The sequence below is a fragment of the Paenibacillus sp. J22P165 genome, assembly GCF_059692015.1.
This window is the reverse complement of record NZ_JCAUAP010000002.1, coordinates 59,796-82,597: the sequence shown is the minus strand read 5'-3', so window position 1 is coordinate 82,597 and position 22,802 is coordinate 59,796. Positions and strand designations below refer to the sequence as shown.

Here is a 22,802-nt window from a genome sequence, read left to right as displayed (position 1 = left end):
GGAGGCAACCACTATGGAACCCAAAGCAGCAAGACTGTCTCGAACTGTGTTGACAGAAATTATTTTACCAGCGGACACGAACTACCATAACACCGTGTTTGGTGGTCGTGTTATGCAGTATATAGATAAAGTAGCAACAATTGCGTCTATGCGTCATTGTCGGAAGAGCGTCGTCACCGCATCGAGTGACAGCTTGGATTTTTTTGCTCCCGTGAAGCTTGGTGAAGCGATTCAGTTGGAAGCATTCGTAACATGGACGCATCGCAGTTCGATGGAGGTCTACGTGAAGATTGAGTCGGAGAACTTATTGACCGGTGAGAAGAAACACACAGCTACCTCGTTCCTTACATTTGTCGCTTTAGACGAGCAAGGACAGCCGTGTCCCGTGCCTGGCATTATTGCGGAATCGGATGAAGAGAAGCGATTGTTCGAATCAGCGGAAGCGCGTTTTACTGCCCGCAAGCTACGCAAAGAAAACCGTTTATAAGATGTTCATCTGAATGTTTATGCGAGCAGCTCCCCTTGTGGGGGGCTGCTTTTTCCATTTGGAAAAGGAAGGAATAATTGGGTAGCTATTGAATAGTAGTGAAGGAAGGTTCATAATGACTAGTTGGCTTTGACCAGAAGGGGACTATGATGAAAACGCAAATATATGTTGTCAGACACGCAGAATCTCTCTATATCGCTAATAGGGAGAGGGAAAGAGGGCTTACGAATAAGGGGCTAGAGGATGCATTAACCGTTAAAGCGATCTTGGATAAGGTAGACATTGATGTATTTCTATCGAGTCCATATGAGCGTGCTATTCAAACGATTAAAGCAGCTGCCGGTAATAAAGAAATTCGTATCTATGAGGATTTGCGAGAACGAACAATGGGTGATTTTCAGAAAATAGATTTTAAGTTAGCCAAGCAACAAGTATATGAGGACTTTCAGTTTTCATTTATAGAGGGGGAGTCGAGCCAAGAGGCCCAAGACAGAGCAATCCATGTTATCAAACATATTTTGACGGTACATAAAGGGTTAAATGTGGCGATTGGCACGCACGGCGACATCATGACCTTAATGATGAATTATTTTGATCCTCATTTTGATTATAAGTTCTGGGAAACAACTTCGATGCCGGATATATATCTGATGGAATTTCATGATCTTTCGTTAGTTGGGGTTAAGAGACTTTGGGAACGAAAAGATTTGCAACACTAGAACTTTTCAGTTCAATATGAAGTCAAATGGAAGAGGAATTGCTTCCTTCAAGTCATTTCACAGATAAGGATGAACAAATCGTGGACTTTGTTGCGATGAAACAACGAATAGGCAAGCGGTTTCCATTCTTATACGGGCTCCGTGTTAAACAGCTGATTCTCAAAAGACACATTATGAATTGGAACCCGACACTCAAATTTGTATCTGGTAGCAGTCCTCAGAAGCTTACTTATACACTGAAGAAGCATAAATCGATTTTGCGTCGTGTTCTCGGGAATACGGATCCTATTTTACAAGAAAATAAGATCGTGAATTTGAAAATCGCTTTAAAGCAGGTAGATGGGGTAGTGATACATCCTGGGGAAACGTTCTCTTTCTGGAAGCTAATCGGTGTGACTAGCAAGGAGAAAGGCTACATTGAAGGCCTTATGCTGTCATATGGCGAGGTGCGTGTTGGAACCGGGGGAGGGCTGTGTCAGTTAGCAAATATGCTATATTGGTTAGCCTTACATACGCCGCTGGATATTAAAGAGAGACACCATCATAGCTTTGATCTTTTCCCGGATGACCGCAGGGTGATTCCATTTGGGACGGGGACGAGTGTGTTCTATAATTACCTGGATTTGCAATTTTATAATCCTACTCCTTACCGGTTTCAATTTCATCTTCGTGTAACGGAAGAGCACTTAGAAGGTGTAATATACAGCGATTCGGAGCTGACTTTTAGCTATCGAGTGAAAGAGAAGAATCATGAATTCTATCAAAAGGATAGTAAATGGTACAGAGGCAATGAAATTTGGCGGCAAAAGATAAACAAACATGATGATTCGCTCGTGGATGAAGCATTGGTTAATGTGAATCATTCTGAGGTCAAATATATGAAATCTAATGAGTCACAGGAGACATAATGAACAGAGAACATGTGAAGGATTTCCTTCTATTCGGTTGGAAGCAAGCGTTATGCTGCATTTTCCCGGTTGTCATATTTTTGACATTGGCAGTATCTAAAGTGTTGCCATTACCGCTCCTGCATCGCTATGATTTCATTTTACTCGTATGCATTCTTGCCCAAGTTGTACTCGTGTGGACGAAACTGGAAAGTGTGGATGAACTCAAGGTTATCACTGTGTTTCACATTATTGGACTCGGTCTCGAGTTATATAAAGTGCACATGGGTTCGTGGTCATATCCGGAGGAAGGCTGGACCAAAATAGGGGGAGTTCCCCTGTACAGCGGCTTCATGTATGCCAGTGTCTCCAGTTATGTGTGTCAGGCATGGAAACGATTTGATTTGCATTTGATCCATTGGCCTCGAACATCGATTGCTATTATCATGTCGGTAAGTATTTATGCCAATTTTTTTACTCATCATTTTGCCTATGATATTCGATGGGTTCTCATAGCCTTAATCGTGATTCTGTTTTACAAATCGCATATTCGCTTTACGGTAACAACCAAAACGTATCGCATGCACACGATCCTTTCGTTTATGTTAGTCGCTTTCTTTATTTGGCTAGCTGAAAATATTTCGACTTTTCTTGGTGCTTGGCGTTATCCGGATCAAGAAATTTCTTGGCGAATTGTCCATTGGGGTAAAATAAGCTCCTGGTTCATGCTAGTGATTATTACGATCATTATTGTGGCGGAGTTGAAGCGGATTAAATATCCTGAGCAAGTTAAAGGTGCGAATTAGCCTGTGATTCAAAAGAAAGAAGACCCCAGAGCAGCTCTGAGGGTCTTCTTTATTGCAATTCATAGATTACTTAGCTCCGCCTTCAGCGAGAATAGTTTCCCAAATTGCACCTTTACCGTAAAGTTCTTTGTTCACTTTATCCCAACCGCCCAAGTATTCGATATTGAATAGACCAGCTGGAGTTGTGTAATTTTTCTCATATTGCTTAGCGACTTCAGGAAGCACAGAGCGGAAGCCTTTGTCAGCAAAAACTTTTTGAGCATCAGCAGAGAACAGGTAGTTATAGAACGCTTGAACAGCTTCGCGGTTACCGTGCTTATCTACATATTTATCGATAATTGCAACTGGATTCTCAATGGAAGTCGTGTATTGTGGAACCACTTCTACATATTTTTTGCCAGTTTGGATACGAGCAATAAGCTCATTCTCATAAGTGATGATCGCGTCGCCAACACCTTTATCGAACGTAGTTAGGGAATCAGCGCCACTCTTATCGAGAACTTTAATATTTTTGTAGATTTTAGCTACAAGATCTTTCGCTACGGCAGGATCTTGTTTACCAGCAGCTTCGGAGATTTTGAGTCCAGCTCCATAAACCGCATTAATGTCCCATTTAGCTCCACCAGATGTGCTTGGGTTCGGGATCAGAACTTCAACGCCTGGCTTTGTCAGATCAGACCAATCCTTAATACCTTTTGGATTTCCTTCACGAACGCCAATAGCGGCGATAGATGTCGTTACGAAACCTTTTTGCGGCGTGTTTTTCCAGTCATGTGTGATTAGACCTTTTTCCACGATTTTTTGAATATCGCCTTCGAGAGAGAGAGGAGCGATGTCCGCTTCAAAGCCTTGAATGATAGCTGTTGCTTGTGAACCAGAAGCCACATAGGATTCTTGGAATTCAACGGTCGTACCTGTTTTCTTTTTATAATCTTCTTTAAATTTAGGCAGGATCACTTCAAAAGAATCTTTTAGGATGGAGTAGGCTCCAATCGTAATTGTAACCTTACCGCCTTCGGTTTTGGGTGCTGCACTTGCAGCAACTGTTGCTGCGGCTGTTGGAGCGCTTGTGCTAGCGGTTTTCGTTGTGCCTGATCCGCAAGCTGTTAGGGTAATACTTGCTGTGAATAAGGCTGCAGTAACGAGTCCAAGTGTTTTGAAATTTTTCATGGTTAACAACTCCCCTTCTTGTCTAAAGCTTATTTTTTTGTAAAATCATATGAAGACAGGCTGCGGATCTTGTTTCGCCTGATTATCAATCCAGGTTGTACCTGATTGGGTGAATACAGAGATCTGGTGGATCAAGATGTTGACTTCATCGCCAACTTGATAGATGCGTTCTTTCACGGGCTGATAAGCGAAAAGCTTAAATTGACCTGTATCCATTTCCAAATACCATGAATCTCCGCGGAAGTGAACATGTGTGACTTTGCCTTTTTCGCCCGCTGTCGCCAAATGACTGACATTGTGCGGACGAACTTCGATATTCTCAGGTCGGATGAGCACATTCACATCAGGATGCCATTTGCCATCCTGTTGAAGATCAGCAAGAGTTGGGAATCCGACAAGCGGCGAATAGGAGGAGAGCACATTGGATTCGCCAATAAAGGAAGCGGCGAAAGGGGAAGCGGGTTTCGTGTAAATCTCCCATGGACTTCCTTGCTGTTCGATTTTTCCGCCTTGGACCAAAATGATTTCATCAGCAACTTCGATCGCCTCATCCTGATCATGGGTAACGAAAAGCGTCGTCACTTTAAATTCACTGATGAGATTTCGCAGCCAGACGCGAAGTTCTTTACGGATCTTGGCATCAATCGCGGCGAAGGGTTCGTCAAGAAGGAGCAGCCGCGGTTCGGGTGCTAATGCTCTAGCGAAAGCAACGCGTTGGCGTTGGCCGCCAGACAGCTGGTGCGGATATTTGCGCTCATGACCAGCGAGACCCATTAAGTTCAACAGGTAAGAAACACGGTCTTGAATCTCAGCTTTCGATTTCTTAAGCACTTTGAGCCCATAAGCGACGTTATCAAATACAGTCATATGCTTGAAGAGCGCGTAGCTTTGAAATACGAAGCCAATGCCTCTTTCCTGAACAGGGAGATGAGTCGCAAGCTTGCCATCGAAATAAATATCGCCGCCAGTTGGACTTTCAAGTCCTGACAACATCCGTAGGATGGAGGTTTTACCGCCACCGCTCGGTCCAATCAATCCAACAAGATGCCCTTCTTGTATTTTGAAATTAACATCTTTGATCGCATGAAATTCACCGTAATGTTTATTTAAGTTGGTTACTTCAATGTGCATGTGGGGATCCTCCTCCATGAGTTCTCGTTGCTTCGCTTCTGCGTTTCAACCACTCTAACGCTAACAAAATCGTGATGGATATGAGACCTAATACGAAAGCTACGCTATTAGCAGCAATGAGCTGGAACTGCTCAGCATCTTGATATACGAGTGTCGTAGCTGTTTGAGTTTGATTAATAATGTTGCCTGAGACAACAAGGATAGATCCGAACTCACCAAGTGAGCGAGCGATGGTTAAAATTAACCCATACACGACACCCCATCGAATACTCGGCCATGTGACTTGGAAGAACGTGCGAAAAGGGCCTGCGCCTAAAGTTGCCGAAGCTTCCTCGGACTGAGTTCCGATCTCCTCAAGTAAAGGTACTACTTCACGTACCATGAGAGGGAAGGTGATGAACATGGTCGCAATCACCATACCTGGAATCGCATAAACAATTTTCATGTTATGGTCTTCAAGGAATGTGCCTAATGCTGTGTTTGGACCGAAGATTAAAATAACCATTAAACCTACAATGATAGGCGATACAGCAAACGGCAGATCGATTAGAGCATTAATGATTGGTTTCAACCAACGTGAAATCCATGAGCCTCTAACAATTTCTAAAGAAATATAAATGCCAATAATTGCGTTAAGAATAGTTACAATGGCGACAATGATGGCTGATATCTTCAGTGCGTGAAGTGCTTCAGGGCGTGTAAGTGCATCTAGGAAAGCGCGTGGACCATCTTCAAATGCGCCAAATGTTATCCCTAAGAAAGGCAATATGATTAGTAGGAATATGACCAAAAAAGAAATGCCGATCAGTAATCTTCTCATGCTATCCGCCCCTTTCCGCGTGTCCCGATATGGACTGCCCATAGAATCAGGACGGAAAGTGTGAGGAGGACTAGCGAGATAGCAGCTGCGCCTTCAGGATTGTAGTTCTGCGTTTCACCATATATATAGACCGATGCCACCATTGTTTTCCCGGGTAAATTACCTGAGATTAAAGCAATGGCACCAAATTCTGCAAGTGATCGAGAAAAAGCGAGCATGCTGCCAGCAATCGTACCAGGTAATAGTGCTGGTAATACGATGCGATAGAATGTATAGAACCTGTTTGCTCCTAGTGTAAAGCTTGCTTGTTCTTCTGCTGGATCAATCTGCTCCAATAGCGGTTGAACCGTTCGTACCACGAAGGGAAAAGTAACGAAGATGAGACCGATCACGATGGCAGTTTGATTATAGAGAAGTTTAATCCCTACAGAGTCTAGCCAAGATCCTAGTGGACTTTGTGGACCTAGTAGCGTTAGAAACATTAATCCAGCAACTGAGGTTGGGAGTGCGAAAGGGAGGTCGACCATGCTGTTCAAGATACTCTGTCCTCGGAAACGATATCTGACAAGTACATAGGCGATAATCGTTCCTATTATTGCTTGAATGACTGTTGCTATAATGCTTAGCTTAACTGTTAATACAATTGACTTCCATGCTAAAGGTCCTGTGACTTCTTTCCAAAAAGGCTCCCATCCTAACGAAAATCCTTTGACGTAGATGGTGGCAATGGGGATAAGAAGAAACACAATTAAGTAGCCTATAAGCACGGATCGAACCGTCGCCTTGAAAACCTTGTTCTGCATGGAACACCACCTATTCTCATAAAGCATACCAACTTACTTGGTTTTATTAAAATGACTATAACAGCGCCAGGATTATTCTGTCAATATCTAATTTAGGAAAAAATAAGTGAGGTCAAGTTTTTTGCCATATATAGTAGTAATAAAATAAAAAGAAAAAGATTTATGAAAAGACTCGCAGTAGGGAAGGCTACATGTACAAGCTGTATTTTAAAAATGCATGGATAAATATGTGAATTGTGCATTGACACCAATATTTTGCCATGCTAAGATATGTTTACATTCTAATTCCGAGTAAATTCATAAGAATAATATGAGTAATGAAAGGGAGTTACCAGCATGGAGCATGCCATCACGATTCAAAGCGAAGATGTCGAATTAGCCGCAACATTACATTACCCTACACAGCAACCCACAGCGGTTAAAGCCGATTGTCAGCGTTGGCCCTTAATCATCATTTGTCACGGATTTATTGGGAGTCGAATCGGTGTGGACCGGCTTTTTGTTAAGGCGGCTCGTTCTTTTAGTGCACAAGGTTATTTAGTTCTTCGTTTTGATTACGGCGGATGTGGTGAGAGTACTGGGGATTATGGCGCAGGTGGCCTAGATGTCCTCATTGAGCAGACTCGCCGAGTTATTGATTATGGTGTTTCAATAGATTGTGTAGATCTGAGTCGTGTTATTCTACTTGGACATAGCTTAGGTGGAGCCGCGGCAGTTCTAACAGCAGCGAAAGATCATCGTGTTAAAACACTAGTTCTTTGGTCAGCTGTTGCACATCCACACAACGATATTATGCGAATAGTCGGCAAAAACGAATATGAGAAACTGCCTTTAGGTGGTTCGATCGATCATCATGGATATAAACTGACAAGTCGATTCTTTGAATCTTTATCTCAGCATCAACCTTTTGAGCAATTACGTAAATTTACTGGCGATGTTTTTGTTGTCCATGGCACTGCTGATGAAACGATACCCGTCGATTATGCGCCTTTATATCAGAAGATGTTTTGGCTGCGTAAAGAAGGTCAATGCGACTTAGAACTCGTGTATCAAGCAAATCATACGTACTCGACGACACCTTCAACGACAGAATTGCTGGAGAAAACAGGAGATTGGCTGAATTATATGTATAAACGAAACAATGAGTGGAATGATTGGACAATTTAAATTGACTTGGAGGCATGAGAATGGCGAAACCACTAGAGCTGGATGAAATTTGGGTAGAGCGCATTAAGCAAATATTAGAAGGTTTAGAATACGGATCTGTGCAAATTGTTGTCCACGATGGCAAGATTACACAGATCGATAAAACGGAAAGAAAAAGGTTTGAAACGTCGGCAAGCCCGCAAGCTCAAACCCCTTTGCAAGCTGTGAAATCAAATAAACAAAAGAGTAAAGTATAACTTCATAATGCACTTATTCAGGTGGCCCTCATTCCTTCGGAATGGGGGCTGTTTTCATTCCTAAGAAAGCGTATACTAAAGAGGGAGAACAGCGGGATTTGGAAGGAGAATCTTATGCGTAAAGGGTACTTTATTTGGGAAGATACGCAGGGAATCAAGCACTATGTGTACGAGTGGCTTCCTTCGGAAGACATGGATATAAAGGGACTCGTGCAAATTGCCCATGGGATGGCAGAAACGGCTGCCAGATATGAGCGTTTGGCTGAAGTGTTAACACAGAATGGCTACGCAGTTTATGCCAATGATCATTTGGGTCATGGACAAACGGCAGGTTCCCTGGATGCCGTTGGCAAGTTTGGCAAGAATAGCTTTCATGCTATGGCTGATGTCATGGGGCAAATCACTATACAAATTCGGAATCGCTATGATCATAACAGCGAGTTACCTATACAAGATGATAAACGAGATCACTTGCCACTATTCGTTCTGGGGCATAGTATGGGGTCATTTTTAACCCAGTACTATATGGTCTCCTATATGGAGCGTTATCCGACTCATGTGCAGGGGATTATGTTGTCGGGGTCAAATGGAAAAGAAGGTGCAGCGCTGAATGCAGGGATTGCGATTGCGACTGTTGAAGCAGCGATTCGAGGGGATCATTTTAGAAGCTTGATGTTGACCGCGCTGTCTTTCGGAAACTTTAACGCTAGATTTAAGCCAAACCGAACGGCATTTGATTGGTTGAGCCGAGATGACCATGAAGTTGATGCCTATATGAAGGATCCCTATTGCGGCGGTATCTTCACTTCTGGTTATTTCAGAGATTTCTTTAAAGGTCTGAAGGAAATTCATCAACCGCAGCATGTAAATCGTATTCGGAAGGATGTCCCTATCTATATTTTTTCAGGTGAGGAAGACCCGGTTGGTGGGCAAGGAAAAGGTGTGCGCAGACTCATTCGCGAGTACGAAAAGCTTGGGATTCAAGATATCAGCTATAAGCTGTATCCAGGCGGCAGACATGAGATGTTGAATGAAATTAACCGCGATGAGGTAATGGGGGACATTGTTGCGAGGTTGGATAGTTGGATGGCAACTTAGTGGAAAGCATAGATGCCAGATTAACATGAATAAATTGCTGAAAAAGCTGTTCTAACTGGTCAAAAAGAGCCAGTCGGAGCAGCTTTTTTCTGCGCGAAATTAAGCGTTTCGCTCTAGTTGACTACGAATGCCTTCGCGATCGATTTGAATCCAGTATTCTACGATTCTATCATTCTCTACGCGATAAACGGCGCTAGCAATTTCGATAATCGTTTGACCTGTTGGCGGGTAGCCATCAACTTCTCCGATATGCTTACCAGTCTGTTTCCATCGCACATAGACACGATTCTCTTGAGCTAGGAGTTCCTGAATTTCTAATTGAAAATCGCCATAGACGGCGAGCATCTCACGCACATGCTCCGCATAATTCGCTGGTGATCGATGAACAGTCGTTTCATTTTCAGCGGTCATTTGATGGGCTAGCACTTGTTCAGCCATGAAGTCATGAGCCGCATCGGGCTGCTTGCCAGAACGAACGAGTTGGAAGAACTGTTGGACGAGATCTTTTGGGGATATAGGCATCTGTGTTGGCTCCTTCAGCTAGAATGGAATAGTGATAAGTATTGAAAGTATAGGGGAATGTAGAGCGGAGTTCAAGAGGCAGATCTGCCTAGTGAGCGTTTTTGCTAGCGTTGAAACATTTAGGGATACATGCACGTTTATGAAATAGGTAAATGTTGTTTGTGGGGTCATAAAAAGAAGGGGGAGTACTATTGCGGAGATTACTAAGTTTGATTGTGATGATGGTAATCGGTTTAACTATCATGACAGGAATTAATTCATCGACAGCTTATGCTTGTTCTTGTGCCCAACCGCAAACGGTTGAAGAACAATTGAGTCATTCGGAAGCTGTTTTTGCTGGACGTGTTCTTGAAGTGAAGGGGCAAAGTAACTCAAAGAGCGGTATGACGAAGGCAGCGGTATTTGAAGTTAGCCGTATTTGGAAAGGTGGCACGGAATCTCAGATCACTGTTCATACTGGAAGTGGCGGTGGAGATTGTGGTTTTAATTTTGAAAAAGGGAAGGAATATTTGGTTTATGCGCATCCCTCAACGATGTACGGCAATAAAGAGTTGCTAGTAACTATCATTTGTGATCGGACAAAAGGTTTAGATCAAGCGCAAGAGGATCTTGCTGCCTTAGGCGTGGGAAAAATTCCGACGGAACAAGTTCGGATTGATGGAGGAGATTCGGGTCAGATAGACCCAACGATCTGGATCGCGCTGACTGGTGTTGTAGTAGTCGGCATTATTGGAGCTACGATTGTCATTGTTCGGCGGAAAATGAGATAAAAGAAGCCCCCTTCGCGTTGCGCAAAGGGGGCTCGCTTGTGGCTGCTGATCTAAGCCAGCAGCTTCTTAAACTCCGCGGTCAGCAGCGGCACGACCTCGAACAGATCGCCGACGATGCCGTAGTCGGCCACTTTGAAGATCGGCGCCTCCGCATCCTTGTTGATGGCGATGATGACGCGCGAAGAGCTCATCCCCGCCAAATGTTGAATGGCGCCGCTAATGCCGCACGCGATGTAAATTTCCGGCGTCACGACCTTGCCGGTCTGGCCGATCTGCATCGCGTATTCGCAGTAACCCGCGTCGCAGGCTCCGCGGGATGCCCCAACAGCGCCGCCTAAGACGGCAGCCAGCTCTTCGAGCGGCTGGAAGCCATCGGCGCTGCGCACGCCCCGTCCGCCGGAGACCACGATCTTGGCTTCAGCCAAGTCGATCGCGCCGGACGTTTTCTTGACGACCTCCCGGATGATGCTGCGCAGGGAGGGAGCGGGGTAAGCAACATCGATAAGCTGTGCTTGACGCGAAGCGTCAGGCTCAGTGGCTGCGATGTTGTTCGGTCTTATCGTGACGACCCATGGCGCGTCAGGGTCGGTAAACGCTTTCTTTTCGACTGCTTTGCCCGCGTAAAGCGGTCGGGTGAACAGCACGTTATCGCCGCTGCGCTCGATGGCGGTAACGTCGGAGATTTGGCCAGCAGAGAGGGACGCTGCAGCCAAAGGAGCAAGATCACGGCCGATAGCCGTGTGGCCGAAGTATAGTGCTTGCGGTCCTGCGATAGCAGTAACAGCAAGCAATGCGCTTAGATAAGCTTCCGAGCTATAGCTCTCAAGCTGCGGATCTTCAACGACATAGATGGCTTCTGCGCCATAAGCGGCAAGTTCGCCAGCTAATGCTTTCGTACCTGCACCGCCAATCAAGACAGCAGCCAATGTATCGCCATCAGCAGCAGATAGCTGCGCTGAACGTAATGCCTCAAAGGATACTTGACGAAGCTTGCCACTGCGAGCTTCTGCAACTACGAGAAATTGTTTTGCCATCGTTGTAGCCTCCCTAAAATAAATAGTTTCGGTGGGTAACCTGTATGTTCGGGATGTCGTTTAGATCACTTTGGATTCGTTACGCAGTGCTTGAACGAGTTCAGTCACTTGGTGAGGGAGATCGCCCTTGAGGATGCGACCCGCTTGACGTTCGGGTGGAAGAGATAGAGCCAGTCGAGCTGTTTTGGCCAGGATCGCGTCTGAACCTGGAATATCATCAAGGGTTAAGTGCTGGAATGGTTTCTTCTTCGCCTTCATAATGCCAGGAAGAGAAGGATATCTAGGTTCATTTAAGCCTTGTTGCGCCGTAAATAGTGCAGGGAGAGGAACCTCGATCACTTCGATATCGCCTTCAGCATCACGGTGAACGACAGCTTCATTACCGGAAATATCTAGTTTTGTGATCGACGCTACATGGGGGAGTCCGAGCAATGTAGCAAGTCGTATGGCGACTTGGCCAGCACCGTTATCGACAGAGAAATTACCACCAAGCAAGAGGTCGACGGATTGTTCGCGCAAATACGCGGCCAAAATCTCAGCAATTTCAAATTCATCGCCCAAAATCCGATCATCAGTAATCAAGACAGCCTCATCCGCGCCCATCGCAAGAGCAGTTCGAAGTGCTTCCGCTGTTCGATCAGGTCCGATCGATAGAAGCGTCACTTTACCGCCATGCTCATCGCGAAGCTGAATAGCTTGCTCGACAGCATACTCGTCGTAGGGATTAATGACGAACTTCGCGCCATCCTCTTGAATAACGCCGCCTTGCAAGACGATTTTCTCCTCTGTATCAAACGTTTGCTTCAATAATACAAAAATGTCCATAGCCAAGCTCCCTCCTGAATATACATGAAATAAGAACTTTAAATGGTGGTCTTTGAAGCCATGCTTACGTCTCAATGCCTCTCAAGAAAAAATCAAGTGTAGGGCCAACCTGTGCGGTTAACGAATATTTCTGGCCAGAAATTAGCCAAGAGGTAACGACTTCATCCATGCCTCCAAAAATCAGGAGTCGCACAAGCTTAACATCCAGATTGGAACGGAAGCTGCCGTCATTCTTTCCTTTTTCTAATATATTTTCAATGAGGATAATATATCTCTTTAGGGCAAGACCAATCTCTTGGCGAAGCTCCAAATCACTTTGACGAAGCTCAATTTGCGTGAGGTAGGCCATATGAATGTTATTTTCTAGCTCGCTAAAATGAATTTCACAGATTTTGCGCAACGCATCCTTCGCGCTCGTGCTTTCACGAACCGCCAGATTGAATTTCTCTACAAGCTCGCCTAACTTCTCTTGAAAAAGACTAGTTAAGATATCCTCCTTCTTCTTGAAGTAGAGATAGATGGTGCCATCTGCGACGCCGGCTTCTTTGGCGATACGCGAAACTTGGGATTTATGAAACCCATTTTCCGCAAATACCTTTAACGCGCCTTCGAGAATCGCATAATACTTGTCTGGTTTTTTGCCACTTGTCAAGGAGATCACCTCGGTGTTAGAATACAAATATCGGTGAATGAATACTCATTCATTTTTGTAATTTCATCATAAAATACGCAGTACGCCTTGTCAACGACTTATTCCGCTTAACCAAGCAAGTAGGGAGGTTTGTCGGCTTACTCTTCACATGGAAGCAGGTTTCTACTCTTATTTTAAAAGGGACGAATGGAATTTGCTTTTTTACGAATGAGGAATGTAAGCGTTAACAAAAACGTCTATTAACAAATTAAATAAAAGGAGGGTCCTCCATGACCGGTACGCTGATTCAGTTTCTCCTTTTTCTGGCGGTTACGGGTTTGGCACTCTACGGGTTCGGCCGGGTTGTGTATCACCGATACTTATACATTCAGTTGGGGAAATCGGTGGATTTGAAGAAGGAAGCTAGCTTAAGGCTCAAGGGGTTTGCGGTTCAAGTGTTTGGCCAGACGAAGTTATTGAAGGATAAAAAGAGCGGCATTATGCATATCGTGATTTTTTATGGCTTCATTATTCTACAGCTAGGCGCCTTGGACCTTATTTTAAAAGGACTAATTGACCATGGGTTACCTATTCCTGGTTATGACTACTTCACCCTTATGCAGGAAGTGACGGTTGGGTTGATCGTACTGGCCATGGGCTACGCGACTTACCGACGCTATGTTGAAAAGCTAAAACGCCTTAAGCGAGGCTGGAAGCCAAGTATTGTTGTGTTTTTTATCATGTTCCTGATGTTATCTGTTGTGATTAGCGGTGGCTTTGAACGAGTGCGTGAGGGGCTTCCGGCATCTGGCTTCGCACCACTCACATCCATTTGGGCAGCGATGTTCGATGAGATTTCAACTTCAGCGGCGACCATTGGTTTCTATGCGGGATGGTGGATGCATCTATTGATTCTGCTTGCTTTCCTCATATATGTGCCGCAGTCCAAGCATTTTCACATTATAACCGCTCCGATCAACATCTTGCTGCGGCGCACAGAGCCGACAGGGAAGCTTGCTTCACTGAATTTGGAAGATGAAAATGCGGAGACATTCGGAGTTGGCAAGATTGAAGAATTTACGCAAAAGCAGATGCTGGATCTCTACTCCTGTGTAGAATGTGGTCGTTGTACGAGCGTATGTCCTGCTAACACGACTGGAAAACTGCTATCACCGATGCATCTGATTACGAAGCTGCGCGATCATTTGACAGAGAAGGGTGCTGCCATTACGTCGAAGTCGCCTTGGGTGCCGGCCATGGTGTTTGCACCAGAGTCGCAAGGGAACCCACTTGAGGTTGAGCTTATCGGAGGTGTGATCACCGAGGAAGAGCTGTGGGCTTGTACAACCTGTCGAAACTGTGAGGATCAATGTCCAGTAGCGAATGAGCATGTGGATAAAATTATTGATATGCGCAGGCACTTGGTGCTGACGCAAGGCAGTATGCCGCATGATGGGCAGCGAGCGCTGCAAAATATCGAAAGACAAGGCAATCCTTGGGGGATTTCCCGCAATGATCGTGTGAAATGGGTCAAAGAGGTTGATCCGGAAGATGCGCTTGAAGTGCGAACGGTTAAGGAGAATCCAACGTTTGAGTATCTGTTCTTCTTGGGCTCCATGGGTGCCTATGACAATCGCAGTCGCAAAATAACACATGCATTCGTGAAATTAATGAAGGAGGCTGGTATCTCTTTTGCCATTTTAGGAAATGAGGAAAAAAATTCAGGTGATACCCCGCGTCGGATGGGGAATGAATTCCTGTTCCAACAGCTGTGTGCGGATAATATCGCTACTTTTCAAAAGTACAAGGTCAAGAAAATCGTCACGACATGCCCGCATACGTACCACACGTTCAAAAACGAGTATCCCGAATTTGGCTTAACGGCAGAGGTTTTTCATCATACAGAACTGCTGGATCTATGGGTGAAAGAAGAGCGCTTGACTCCGCAATTCGAGGTCAATGAACGCATAACGTACCACGATTCTTGTTACTTAGGTCGCTATAACGAGGTGTATGAGGAGCCACGCAACGTGTTGCGGGCGATTCCTGGTGTGGAACTTGTGGAACAAGCGCGTTCTCGTGAGAACAGCATGTGCTGTGGAGCGGGCGGAGGCATGATGTGGATGGAGGAAACGGCGGGTACTCGTGTAAATGTGGCGCGTACGGAGCAACTTCTGAGTGTCAAACCAACGGTGATCTCCTCGGCGTGTCCTTATTGTTTGACGATGGTGGAGGATGGTACGAAGCTGAAAGAAGTCGAGGAGCAGGTAAAAGCAAGGGATATCGCAGAGATTCTGGCACAATCGGTGTTTGGTCTATCGAAAAACTAAGAATATGCTTTCGAAGCCAGTTTTTCTATCGAAAAACTTAAGTGATGCTTTCGAAGCCAGTTTTCTAACGAAAACTTTAAGGAGATGATCTCATGACAACTATTCGTACAGCAGCGGTAATCGGTTCGGGTGTAATGGGTTCCGGTATTGCTGCTCATTTGGCCAACGTAGGTATTCCTGTCTTATTGCTAGATCGTGTGCCTGATCAGTTAACGCCGCAAGAAGAAGCAGCAGGGTTTACGCTAGATCATCCTAAAGTACGAAATCGGTTTGCAGTCGGTGCCTTGGAGAAGCTTGGAAAGACTAATCCGGCTCCCTTGTATAGTGAAACTTTTGCCTCGCGCATCACACCAGGGAATATTGAAGATGATTTGTCAAAGCTAAGCCAAGTGGACTGGATCGTCGAAGTCATTATCGAAAATTTACAGGCTAAACAAGAGCTTATTGCTCGGATTGAAAAAGTGTGGAAGCCTGGAACGATTGTCTCATCGAATACGTCGGGGATCTCAATTAATGCCATGGTTGCAAATGCGAGTGCTGAATTTAAAAAGAATTTTCTAGGGACTCATTTCTTTAATCCGCCACGCTATATGAAATTATTGGAAATTATTCCGAATGAACAAACAGATCCAGCAATTATATCCTTCATGCATGATTTTTGTGAGAAAAAACTTGGTAAAGGTGTTGTGCAAGCGAAAGACACGCCTAATTTTATAAGTAATCGGATTGGTACTTACGGTTTGCTAATTACATTGCGTGAAATGTTGGCCAATGGCTATACGGTAGAAGAAGTAGATGCGGTGACAGGACCTGCCATGGGGAGGCCGAAAAGTGCAACTTTCCGCACACTGGATCTCGTTGGACTCGATACATTCGTGCATGTAGCGAACAATGTGTTTGATCTTGTAACGGATCCGGTAGAGAAGGATGTCTTCGATACGCCTGATATTTTGAAACAGATGGTGGTCAAAGGCTGGATTGGGGAGAAGCAAGGTCAAGGCTTTTATAAGAAAGTGAAGACGGCTGAAGGTAAAGAAATTCAAGCTTTGAACTTGGAAACGATGGAATACGCAGTAGGTCGCAAAATTAGCTCAGCATCGTTGGAGGCTGCCAAACAGGCAAAGGGGACTGCCCAGAAGCTGAAAGCCTTGCTGGGTGCGAAGGATCGGTATTCGGATCTGGCGTGGAACATTTTGAAGCCAGTATTGCTATACGCAGCTGACAAACGCGACGAAATTGCGGATAACATCGTGGACATCGATAATGCGCTCAAGTGGGGCTTTAACTGGGAGTTGGGTCCTTTTGAAACGTGGGACGCAATTGGACTGAAACGTTCGGTGGAACGCATGGAAGCGGAAGGCAGCACCGTGCCGGAGTGGGTGAAAGCGTGGATTGACGCGGGTCATGACAGCTTCTATGAGCGAAAAGAGGGTCGCACATTCGCGATCTTGAATGGGGAACTTCGTGAGGTGGAGTCGCGGCCAGAAATCATCTCATTGGCGTCTCTTAAGCAGCAAAACAAAGTCATCCGCTCGAACAGCGGAGCGAGCTTAATTGATATTGGTGACGACGTAGCTTGCTTGGAGTTCAACTCTCCCAATAATGCAATTGGGGCTGATATTCTCACGATGATTCAGCAGAGTGTCGATGAGGTGCGTAGTAATTATCGAGGGCTAGTTGTGGCCAATGAAGGTAAAAACTTCTGTGTTGGCGCTAATCTGATGCTCTTATTGATGGAAGCGCAGGACGGCGAGTGGGATGAAGTGGATGGCATCATTCGGTTATTCCAGAACGCGATGTTGAAGTTGAAAAGACTGGATAGACCAGTTGTTGCTGCTCCTCATAAAATGACGCTCGGCGGAGGCGTGGAGGCTTGCATGCCGGCGGATCAAACGATTTTCTCAGCGGAGACGTATTACGGACTCGTTGAGACGGGAGTAGGACTTATTCCTGCGGGGGGCGGTTGTAAAGAATTAGCACTGCTGGCTAGTCAGCAAGTGAGAGATCCGGAAGTTGATCTACAGCCGTGGATCAATGCAGCGTTCGAGACGGTGGCAATGGCGAAAGTATCCACGAGCGGCCATGATACGAAACGTCTCGGGTATATGCGAGCGCAAGATTCCGTCGTCGTGAATCCAGATCATCGGATTTATGAAGCGAAGCAAGCTGTGCTTCGGATGGATGCCGCTGGTTATACAGCTCCAGCGGTGGAGAAAATTCGCGTGGTTGGCGAGAATGGAAAGGCCGTTATGCAGGTTGGTGCCTATTCGATGCTGAAAGGCGGCTACATTAGTGCACATGACCAGCTGATTGCGAATAAGCTCGCACATGTGTTGGCTGGGGGAAATGTGCCTGCGGGTACATTGGTGACGGAGCAATATATGCTCGATTTGGAGCGTGAAGCTTTCTTGAGTCTATGTGGTGAGATCAAGACGCAGCAGCGGATGCAGCATATGCTCGCGAAGGGGAAAGCGTTGAGGAATTAAGTTGCTGGCGTTGACACACGTCAAAATGAGCTCAGGATGAGACACAATTTGTGAAGTATGATCCCCAACTATTCCTAATGAGGTGAGTTCGATGAAGGAAGCCGTCATTGTATCCATAACACGTACCGCCGTAGGGCGAGCAAAAAAAGGCAGTTTTGCGCAAACGCGCGCGGAAGATCTAGGTAAAGCCGTACTCGAAGAGGCTGTACGGCGCGTTCCTGGGCTCGACAAAGGTGATGTCGAGGACATTATCATCGGGTGCGCGATGCCCGAAGGCGAGCAAGGGCTGAACTTCGCCCGCACGATGTCGCTGTATGCGGGCTTTCCTGTGACCGTGCCGGCCATCACGGTCAATCGCTTCTGTTCCTCCGGCTTGCAGGCCATCGCCTATGCGGCGGAGCGCATTATGCTCGGCCACGCCGAGGTGGTCATCGCCGGAGGCGTTGAGAGCATGAGCCACGTCCCGATGACGGGCTTCAAGCTCTCGCCGCATCCGCGGCTGGTCGAGACCATGCCCGAGGTGTACATGGGCATGGGGCATACGGCCGAAGCCGTCGCAACGCGCTTCGGCATCTCGCGCGAAGCGCAGGATGGCTTCGCGACGCGCAGCCATCAGAAGGCAGCGGCGGCCATCGCAGCCGGCCGCTTCTCAGACGAGATCGTGCCGGTGAGCACGACCGTGAAGGGCGTCGACGAACGAGGCAAAGCCTACGTTCGTGAGTACGTGTTTGCCACGGATGAGGGCGTTCGCCCCGATACATCCGTGGAAGGTCTAAGCAAGCTGAAGCCTGCGTTCAGCTTGGGGGGCTCTGTGACGGCGGGTAACGCGTCACAGACGTCAGACGGCGCTGCGGCGGCCGTGCTGATGAGCCGAGAACGCGCAGAAGCGCTCGGGCTGAAGCCGATGGCGACGTTCCTGTCCTTTGCGCTTTCCGGTGTGGAGCCGGAAATTATGGGCGTTGGGCCCGTCAAAGCGATCCCGAAGGCGCTCCAGATGGCTGGAATTACACAAGATCAAGTTGATCTTTTTGAGATTAATGAAGCTTTTGCTTCACAGTGCGTGCATATTGTTCGCGAACTGGATATAGATGAAGAGAAGGTTAATGTGAACGGGGGCGCAATTGCACTGGGCCATCCACTTGGCTGCACAGGTGCAAAGCTTTCAACAAGTTTAATTTATGAACTGCAGCGCCGAGGCGGCGGGTATGGTGTTGTGTCGATGTGTATTGGCGGCGGCATGGGAGCGGCTGGTGTGTTTCAAGTTCATGCAGTGGAATAATCACAAAAATATCTTATCTTTCATATGTGTTTCTAATCATTATCCCAAATCATAAGGAGAGTTGACTCATGACGAACAAAATCGTAGGCGGAAGCTTTGTTATATCGGATCTTGATTTTCATTCCATCGTAACACCGGAGGATTTCACGGAAGAACATCGCATGATTGCAGAAACAACACGTGACTATGTGAATGGGGAAGTTATGCCGAATGATGAGCACTTGGAGAAGCTGGATTATGATTTGACCGTTAAACTCATGCGCAGCGCAGGTGACTTAGGGTTACTAGGAGCAGATGTGCCAGAAATTTATGGCGGCCTAGGGTTGGATAAGGTTAGCTCTACGATTATCAGTGAAAACTTAGCGCGTGCTTCTTCTTTTGCCTTATCCATTGGCGCGCACGTCGGGATCGGAACGCTGCCAATCGTGTTCTTCGGAACGCCAGAGCAGAAGAAAAAGTATCTGCCTGATTTAGCTACTGGAGCGAAAATCGCTGCCTATTGTTTAACAGAGCCAACTTCTGGATCAGATGCCCTTGGTGCCAAAACGACGGCTCGACTATCGGAAGACGGAAAACATTACCTTTTAAACGGTTCGAAACTTTATATCACTAATGCCGGATTTGCTGACATTTTCATCGTCTATGCGAAGATTAATGGAACAGACTTTACTGCTTTTATCGTGGAAAAAGGTGATCCAGGCTTTACCATGGGACCTGAAGAAAAGAAGATGGGGATTAAAGGCTCATCGACACGTCCATTATTTTTTGAAGATGTAAAGGTACCTGTAGAAAACCTGCTTGGAGAAATTGGCAAAGGTCATCTGATTGCTTTTAACATTCTAAATATCGGTCGTTATAAGTTAGCTGTTGGTTGTCTAGGTGCATCTAAGGAGACGATTGAGCTTGCATCGAAATATGCCAATACGCGCCAACAGTTCCAAACACCGATATCGCGATTTCCTTTAATTGGTAAAAAGTTGGCAGAAATGAACATTCAAACCTATATCCTAGAGAGTATGGTATACCGGACGACTGGTTTATTTGATACGATTCTCAAGGATATTGACCATTCTAGTCCAGAGGCAGGCAAAATTTCGGCTAAGGGTATTTCTGAGTATGCGTTGGAATGCTCGATCAATAAAGTCTTTGCTTCGGAAGTTCTTGACTTTGTTGCGGATGAGGGATTACAAATTCATGGCGGTTACGGCTTTATTCAAGAGTATAAAGTGGAACGGATCTACCGTGACTCGCGGATTAATCGTATTTTCGAAGGGACGAATGAAATTAATCGCTTGCTCATTCCGGGTACCTTAGTGAAGAAAGCAATGAAAGGTGAACTGCCTTTGTTGCAAAAAGCTCAAGAGCTGCAAGGTGACTTACTTGGCTACATGCCAGGCCAAACGTTCGAGGGGACGTTAGAAGAAGAAGCTCATCTTGTGAGCATGGCGAAGAAAGTATTCCTCATGGTAGGCGGCCTAGCTGTACAGAAATACGGAATGGCTCTTGAGAAGAATCAAGAGGTGTTGAGCAACCTGGCTGATATCATGATTCAAATTTTTGCTGCAGAAAGTGGACTGCTTCGTACCCAAAAACTCATTGACAAACAAGGCGAAAGTAAGGCGAAAAACGCCATTCAGATCACGACGGTATTTATTCATGAGGCTTTTGACAAAATTGAGGCATATGCGAAAGAAGCACTCAGTACGATGGAAGAAGGAGATGTGCTTCGGACTCAACTATCTATACTCAAGAAGCTCTCTAGACGCAGCAGTGTCAATACGGTGGGGTTGAAGCGCGACATCGCCGCACGTGTAATTCAGGGTGAGAAATTCATCGGATGAGTCTTGGGAGTCAAGAACCTGAAGGGGATGGTTTTGTATGAGGGAGACAAAGCCTTGGCTGCGTCATTATCCAGCGGAAGTGGCGCCGACTTACGAGTACCCGAAACATAATCTAGCACGTCTGTTGGTTGATTCAGCACATCAATTTCCCGAACGGCCTGCCTTGTATTTCTTGGGGAAAAAGCTATCGTATCGCGAATTGCTTCATGCGTCTTATCAATTTGCTCACGTGTTAATGGATCTTGGGGTACGTCCAGGGGAACGGGTGTCGATTATGCTGCCGAATTGTCCTTCGGCAATCATTGCGTATTTCGGCACGTTAATGATGGGTGGAATTGTCGTGATGACGAATCCGCTTTATGTGGAGAGAGAGCTGATTCATCAGCTCTCTGATTCAGAAGTTGTCGTCATAATCACATTGGATTTGCTATTTGATCGCGTTCAGAAGGCAAAATCACGGACATTCTTGCGCCATGTTATCGTAACTTCGATTAAGGATTATTTACCGTTTCCTAAGAATCTTCTATATCCGATTAAAATGAAAAAGGATGGCGCCAAGCTCGATGTGACCTATGGTGAAGGTGTTTATGCATTCAAGAAGTTATTGCGAGCAGCTTCGGCTGAGCCGATTTGTGTAGATGTCAACGCGGACGAAGATATTGCTTTACTTCAATACACAGGTGGAACAACAGGGCTCTCTAAGGGGGTCATGCTGACACACACCAATTTAATTTCAAATACGTATCAGACGAGTCATTGGTGTTATCAAGTCGAACCTGGCGGAGATCGTTACTTAGGTGCCATTCCGTGCTTCCATGTCTTCGGTTTGACGGTTCTTCTGAACCAAGCCATGTATCGCGCAGGCATGCTGATTCTCATTCCTAAGTTTGATATTGATATGATTCTTGATACCATTCACAAATTAAGACCGACCATTTTCCCAGGTGCACCTACCATGTATGTCGCGTTAATCAATCATAAACGGGTGAAAGAAGTTGATATTTCTTCCATTAATGTTTGTGTAAGCGGTTCAGCGCCACTGCCCTTGGAGGTTCAAGAGCGATTTGAAGCATTGACCGGAGGTAGATTAATTGAAGGTTATGGGCTGACAGAGGCTTCACCTGTTACCCATGCCAATCCAATCTGGGGATTCCGTAAAATTATGTCCATCGGCGTTCCTTTTCCGGATACCGTAACGAAAGTCGTGGATTCTGACTCTGGGGAGGAAATGCCGATTGGTGAGATCGGTGAAATTATTATTAAAGGCCCTCAAATTATGAAGGGGTACTGGAAACGGGAGCAAGAAACGGCAAAGACGATCAAAGATGGCTGGTTATATACCGGAGATATGGGACGTATGGATGAGGATGGTTTCTTTTCGATCGTTGACCGGAAAAAGGATTTGATTATTGCAGGTGGCTTTAATATTTATCCGCGTGATATTGAAGAAGTTCTCTACGAGCATCCAGCGATTCTGGAAGCGGCTGTGGCAGGTGTTCCTGATGAATACCGTGGCGAAACTGTGAAAGCTTTTATCGTACTTAGAGAAGGGATGACACTCTCGGAGAAAGAGCTCGATGTTTGGTGCAGAGAACGGTTGGCTGCTTATAAAGTGCCTCGTAAAGTTGAGTTCCGGAAGTCTCTGCCCAAAACGATGATTGGGAAGGTCCTCCGTCGGCAATTACTAGAGGAAGAAGTCAAGCAGTAAATAGCAGGGCTATCATACGTAGGGCAGCCCTTACAAAGAAGGAGGGAGTCCA

At 45.9% G+C, this 22,802-nt stretch carries 21 protein-coding genes; 13 read left to right on the top strand and 8 right to left on the bottom strand.

The annotated features are described in order from the left end of the window. The first annotated feature begins 13 nt into the window (after nt 1-13). The 4 genes from AC58QM_RS04450 to AC58QM_RS04435 all read left to right on the top strand — a co-directional run bounded on the left by AC58QM_RS04450 (nt 14) and on the right by AC58QM_RS04435 (nt 2,899). Complete coding sequence (locus AC58QM_RS04450; RefSeq protein WP_497281752.1) at nt 14-487, top strand: acyl-CoA thioesterase; 474 nt, start codon at nt 14-16, stop codon at nt 485-487. Nucleotides 488-633: 146 nt separating this feature from the next. Then, on the top strand, nt 634-1,206 hold the full coding sequence (locus AC58QM_RS04445) for a histidine phosphatase family protein (RefSeq protein WP_497281750.1): 573 nt from the start codon (nt 634-636) through the stop codon (nt 1,204-1,206). A 26-nt stretch (nt 1,207-1,232) separates the two neighbouring features. Beyond that, the gene (locus tag AC58QM_RS04440; protein WP_497281748.1) at nt 1,233-2,114 is read left to right on the top strand and encodes a VanW family protein; all 882 of its coding nucleotides are present in this window, start codon (nt 1,233-1,235) and stop codon (nt 2,112-2,114) included. Next, a complete protein-coding gene (locus tag AC58QM_RS04435; protein ID WP_497281746.1) occupies nt 2,114-2,899 on the top strand; it encodes a DUF817 domain-containing protein in 786 nt (261 codons plus the stop codon). Before AC58QM_RS04440 ends, AC58QM_RS04435 begins: the two co-directional genes overlap by 1 nt. A 66-nt stretch (nt 2,900-2,965) precedes the next feature. On the opposite strand, the gene AC58QM_RS04430 is transcribed toward AC58QM_RS04435, so the two are convergent. The 4 genes from AC58QM_RS04430 to cysT are packed head-to-tail and all read right to left on the bottom strand — an operon-like array spanning nt 2,966 to nt 6,823. Then, nucleotides 2,966-4,069 carry a sulfate ABC transporter substrate-binding protein gene (locus tag AC58QM_RS04430; protein WP_497281745.1) on the bottom strand — a complete coding sequence of 368 codons (1,104 nt, stop codon included), beginning with the start codon at nt 4,067-4,069 and terminating at the stop codon, nt 2,966-2,968. Between the two features lie 45 nt (nt 4,070-4,114). Continuing rightward, nucleotides 4,115-5,200: an ABC transporter ATP-binding protein gene (locus tag AC58QM_RS04425; protein WP_497281743.1), complete on the bottom strand. Its 1,086-nt coding sequence runs from the start codon at nt 5,198-5,200 to the stop codon at nt 4,115-4,117. After that, nucleotides 5,190-6,020, bottom strand: coding sequence for a sulfate ABC transporter permease subunit (locus tag AC58QM_RS04420; RefSeq protein WP_497281741.1), 831 nt, complete (start codon nt 6,018-6,020; stop codon nt 5,190-5,192). The genes AC58QM_RS04425 and AC58QM_RS04420 overlap by 11 nt, the downstream gene beginning before the upstream one ends. Next, nucleotides 6,017-6,823: a sulfate ABC transporter permease subunit CysT gene (gene cysT, locus AC58QM_RS04415; RefSeq protein WP_497281739.1), complete on the bottom strand. Its 807-nt coding sequence runs from the start codon at nt 6,821-6,823 to the stop codon at nt 6,017-6,019. Before cysT ends, AC58QM_RS04420 begins: the two co-directional genes overlap by 4 nt. Nucleotides 6,824-7,159: 336 nt before the next feature. Here cysT and AC58QM_RS04410 point away from each other — a divergent pair, with 336 nt between their 5' ends. The 3 genes from AC58QM_RS04410 to AC58QM_RS04400 all read left to right on the top strand — a co-directional run bounded on the left by AC58QM_RS04410 (nt 7,160) and on the right by AC58QM_RS04400 (nt 9,324). Beyond that, on the top strand, nt 7,160-7,990 hold the full coding sequence (locus AC58QM_RS04410; protein ID WP_497281737.1) for an alpha/beta hydrolase family protein: 831 nt from the start codon (nt 7,160-7,162) through the stop codon (nt 7,988-7,990). A gap of 20 nt (nt 7,991-8,010) precedes the next feature. Then, nucleotides 8,011-8,226, top strand: coding sequence for a YezD family protein (locus AC58QM_RS04405; RefSeq protein ID WP_497281735.1), 216 nt, complete (start codon nt 8,011-8,013; stop codon nt 8,224-8,226). Between the two features lie 114 nt (nt 8,227-8,340). Continuing rightward, entirely contained in the window at nt 8,341-9,324 is a 984-nt protein-coding gene (locus AC58QM_RS04400) for an alpha/beta fold hydrolase (protein ID WP_497281733.1), read from the top strand. 99 nt (nt 9,325-9,423) lie between these two features. Here AC58QM_RS04400 and AC58QM_RS04395 read toward each other — a convergent pair whose 3' ends face one another. After that, the gene (locus AC58QM_RS04395) at nt 9,424-9,846 is read right to left on the bottom strand and encodes an ester cyclase (protein WP_497281731.1); all 423 of its coding nucleotides are present in this window, start codon (nt 9,844-9,846) and stop codon (nt 9,424-9,426) included. Nucleotides 9,847-10,037: 191 nt separating this feature from the next. On the opposite strand from AC58QM_RS04395, the gene AC58QM_RS04390 reads away from it, so the two are divergent. Continuing rightward, the gene (locus AC58QM_RS04390; protein WP_497281729.1) at nt 10,038-10,616 is read left to right on the top strand and encodes a hypothetical protein; all 579 of its coding nucleotides are present in this window, start codon (nt 10,038-10,040) and stop codon (nt 10,614-10,616) included. 50 nt (nt 10,617-10,666) lie between these two features. Here AC58QM_RS04390 and AC58QM_RS04385 read toward each other — a convergent pair whose 3' ends face one another. The 3 genes from AC58QM_RS04385 to fadR form a co-directional block, all read right to left on the bottom strand. Further along, a complete protein-coding gene (locus tag AC58QM_RS04385) occupies nt 10,667-11,650 on the bottom strand; it encodes an electron transfer flavoprotein subunit alpha/FixB family protein (protein WP_497281727.1) in 984 nt (327 codons plus the stop codon). A gap of 60 nt (nt 11,651-11,710) precedes the next feature. Beyond that, nucleotides 11,711-12,475 (bottom strand): electron transfer flavoprotein subunit beta/FixA family protein, encoded by a 765-nt coding sequence (locus tag AC58QM_RS04380; RefSeq protein ID WP_497281725.1) that lies wholly within the window; start codon nt 12,473-12,475, stop codon nt 11,711-11,713. A gap of 64 nt (nt 12,476-12,539) precedes the next feature. Further along, entirely contained in the window at nt 12,540-13,127 is a 588-nt protein-coding gene (gene fadR, locus AC58QM_RS04375; protein WP_497281724.1) for a fatty acid metabolism transcriptional regulator FadR, read from the bottom strand. 269 nt (nt 13,128-13,396) lie between these two features. Here fadR and AC58QM_RS04370 point away from each other — a divergent pair, with 269 nt between their 5' ends. From AC58QM_RS04370 to AC58QM_RS04350, 5 genes are all read left to right on the top strand, one after another. Then, on the top strand, nt 13,397-15,436 hold the full coding sequence (locus AC58QM_RS04370; protein WP_497281722.1) for a (Fe-S)-binding protein: 2,040 nt from the start codon (nt 13,397-13,399) through the stop codon (nt 15,434-15,436). A gap of 92 nt (nt 15,437-15,528) precedes the next feature. Continuing rightward, the gene (locus AC58QM_RS04365; protein WP_497281720.1) at nt 15,529-17,922 is read left to right on the top strand and encodes a 3-hydroxyacyl-CoA dehydrogenase/enoyl-CoA hydratase family protein; all 2,394 of its coding nucleotides are present in this window, start codon (nt 15,529-15,531) and stop codon (nt 17,920-17,922) included. A gap of 91 nt (nt 17,923-18,013) precedes the next feature. Beyond that, nucleotides 18,014-19,201, top strand: coding sequence for an acetyl-CoA C-acyltransferase (locus AC58QM_RS04360; RefSeq protein WP_497281719.1), 1,188 nt, complete (start codon nt 18,014-18,016; stop codon nt 19,199-19,201). 68 nt (nt 19,202-19,269) lie between these two features. Continuing rightward, the gene (locus AC58QM_RS04355) at nt 19,270-21,042 is read left to right on the top strand and encodes an acyl-CoA dehydrogenase FadE (RefSeq protein ID WP_497281717.1); all 1,773 of its coding nucleotides are present in this window, start codon (nt 19,270-19,272) and stop codon (nt 21,040-21,042) included. Between the two features lie 37 nt (nt 21,043-21,079). Further along, nucleotides 21,080-22,750, top strand: coding sequence for a long-chain-fatty-acid--CoA ligase (locus tag AC58QM_RS04350; RefSeq protein WP_497281715.1), 1,671 nt, complete (start codon nt 21,080-21,082; stop codon nt 22,748-22,750). The last annotated feature ends 52 nt before the right edge of the window (nt 22,751-22,802 follow it).

Coding starts and splice junctions, on each gene's coding strand:
- AC58QM_RS04370 (WP_497281722.1), top strand. CDS start 13,397: ATGACCGGTACGCTGATTCAGTTTCTCCTTTTTCTGGCGGTTACGGGT.
- AC58QM_RS04435 (WP_497281746.1), top strand. CDS start 2,114: ATGAACAGAGAACATGTGAAGGATTTCCTTCTATTCGGTTGGAAGCAA.
- AC58QM_RS04400 (WP_497281733.1), top strand. CDS start 8,341: ATGCGTAAAGGGTACTTTATTTGGGAAGATACGCAGGGAATCAAGCAC.
- AC58QM_RS04450 (WP_497281752.1), top strand. CDS start 14: ATGGAACCCAAAGCAGCAAGACTGTCTCGAACTGTGTTGACAGAAATT.
- AC58QM_RS04380 (WP_497281725.1), bottom strand. CDS start 12,475: ATGGACATTTTTGTATTATTGAAGCAAACGTTTGATACAGAGGAGAAA.
- AC58QM_RS04425 (WP_497281743.1), bottom strand. CDS start 5,200: ATGCACATTGAAGTAACCAACTTAAATAAACATTACGGTGAATTTCAT.
- AC58QM_RS04385 (WP_497281727.1), bottom strand. CDS start 11,650: ATGGCAAAACAATTTCTCGTAGTTGCAGAAGCTCGCAGTGGCAAGCTT.
- AC58QM_RS04365 (WP_497281720.1), top strand. CDS start 15,529: ATGACAACTATTCGTACAGCAGCGGTAATCGGTTCGGGTGTAATGGGT.
- AC58QM_RS04445 (WP_497281750.1), top strand. CDS start 634: ATGATGAAAACGCAAATATATGTTGTCAGACACGCAGAATCTCTCTAT.
- AC58QM_RS04360 (WP_497281719.1), top strand. CDS start 18,014: ATGAAGGAAGCCGTCATTGTATCCATAACACGTACCGCCGTAGGGCGA.
- AC58QM_RS04410 (WP_497281737.1), top strand. CDS start 7,160: ATGGAGCATGCCATCACGATTCAAAGCGAAGATGTCGAATTAGCCGCA.
- AC58QM_RS04395 (WP_497281731.1), bottom strand. CDS start 9,846: ATGCCTATATCCCCAAAAGATCTCGTCCAACAGTTCTTCCAACTCGTT.
- AC58QM_RS04420 (WP_497281741.1), bottom strand. CDS start 6,020: ATGAGAAGATTACTGATCGGCATTTCTTTTTTGGTCATATTCCTACTA.
- AC58QM_RS04355 (WP_497281717.1), top strand. CDS start 19,270: ATGACGAACAAAATCGTAGGCGGAAGCTTTGTTATATCGGATCTTGAT.
- AC58QM_RS04405 (WP_497281735.1), top strand. CDS start 8,011: ATGGCGAAACCACTAGAGCTGGATGAAATTTGGGTAGAGCGCATTAAG.
- AC58QM_RS04430 (WP_497281745.1), bottom strand. CDS start 4,069: ATGAAAAATTTCAAAACACTTGGACTCGTTACTGCAGCCTTATTCACA.
- cysT (WP_497281739.1), bottom strand. CDS start 6,823: ATGCAGAACAAGGTTTTCAAGGCGACGGTTCGATCCGTGCTTATAGGC.
- AC58QM_RS04440 (WP_497281748.1), top strand. CDS start 1,233: ATGGAAGAGGAATTGCTTCCTTCAAGTCATTTCACAGATAAGGATGAA.
- AC58QM_RS04350 (WP_497281715.1), top strand. CDS start 21,080: ATGAGGGAGACAAAGCCTTGGCTGCGTCATTATCCAGCGGAAGTGGCG.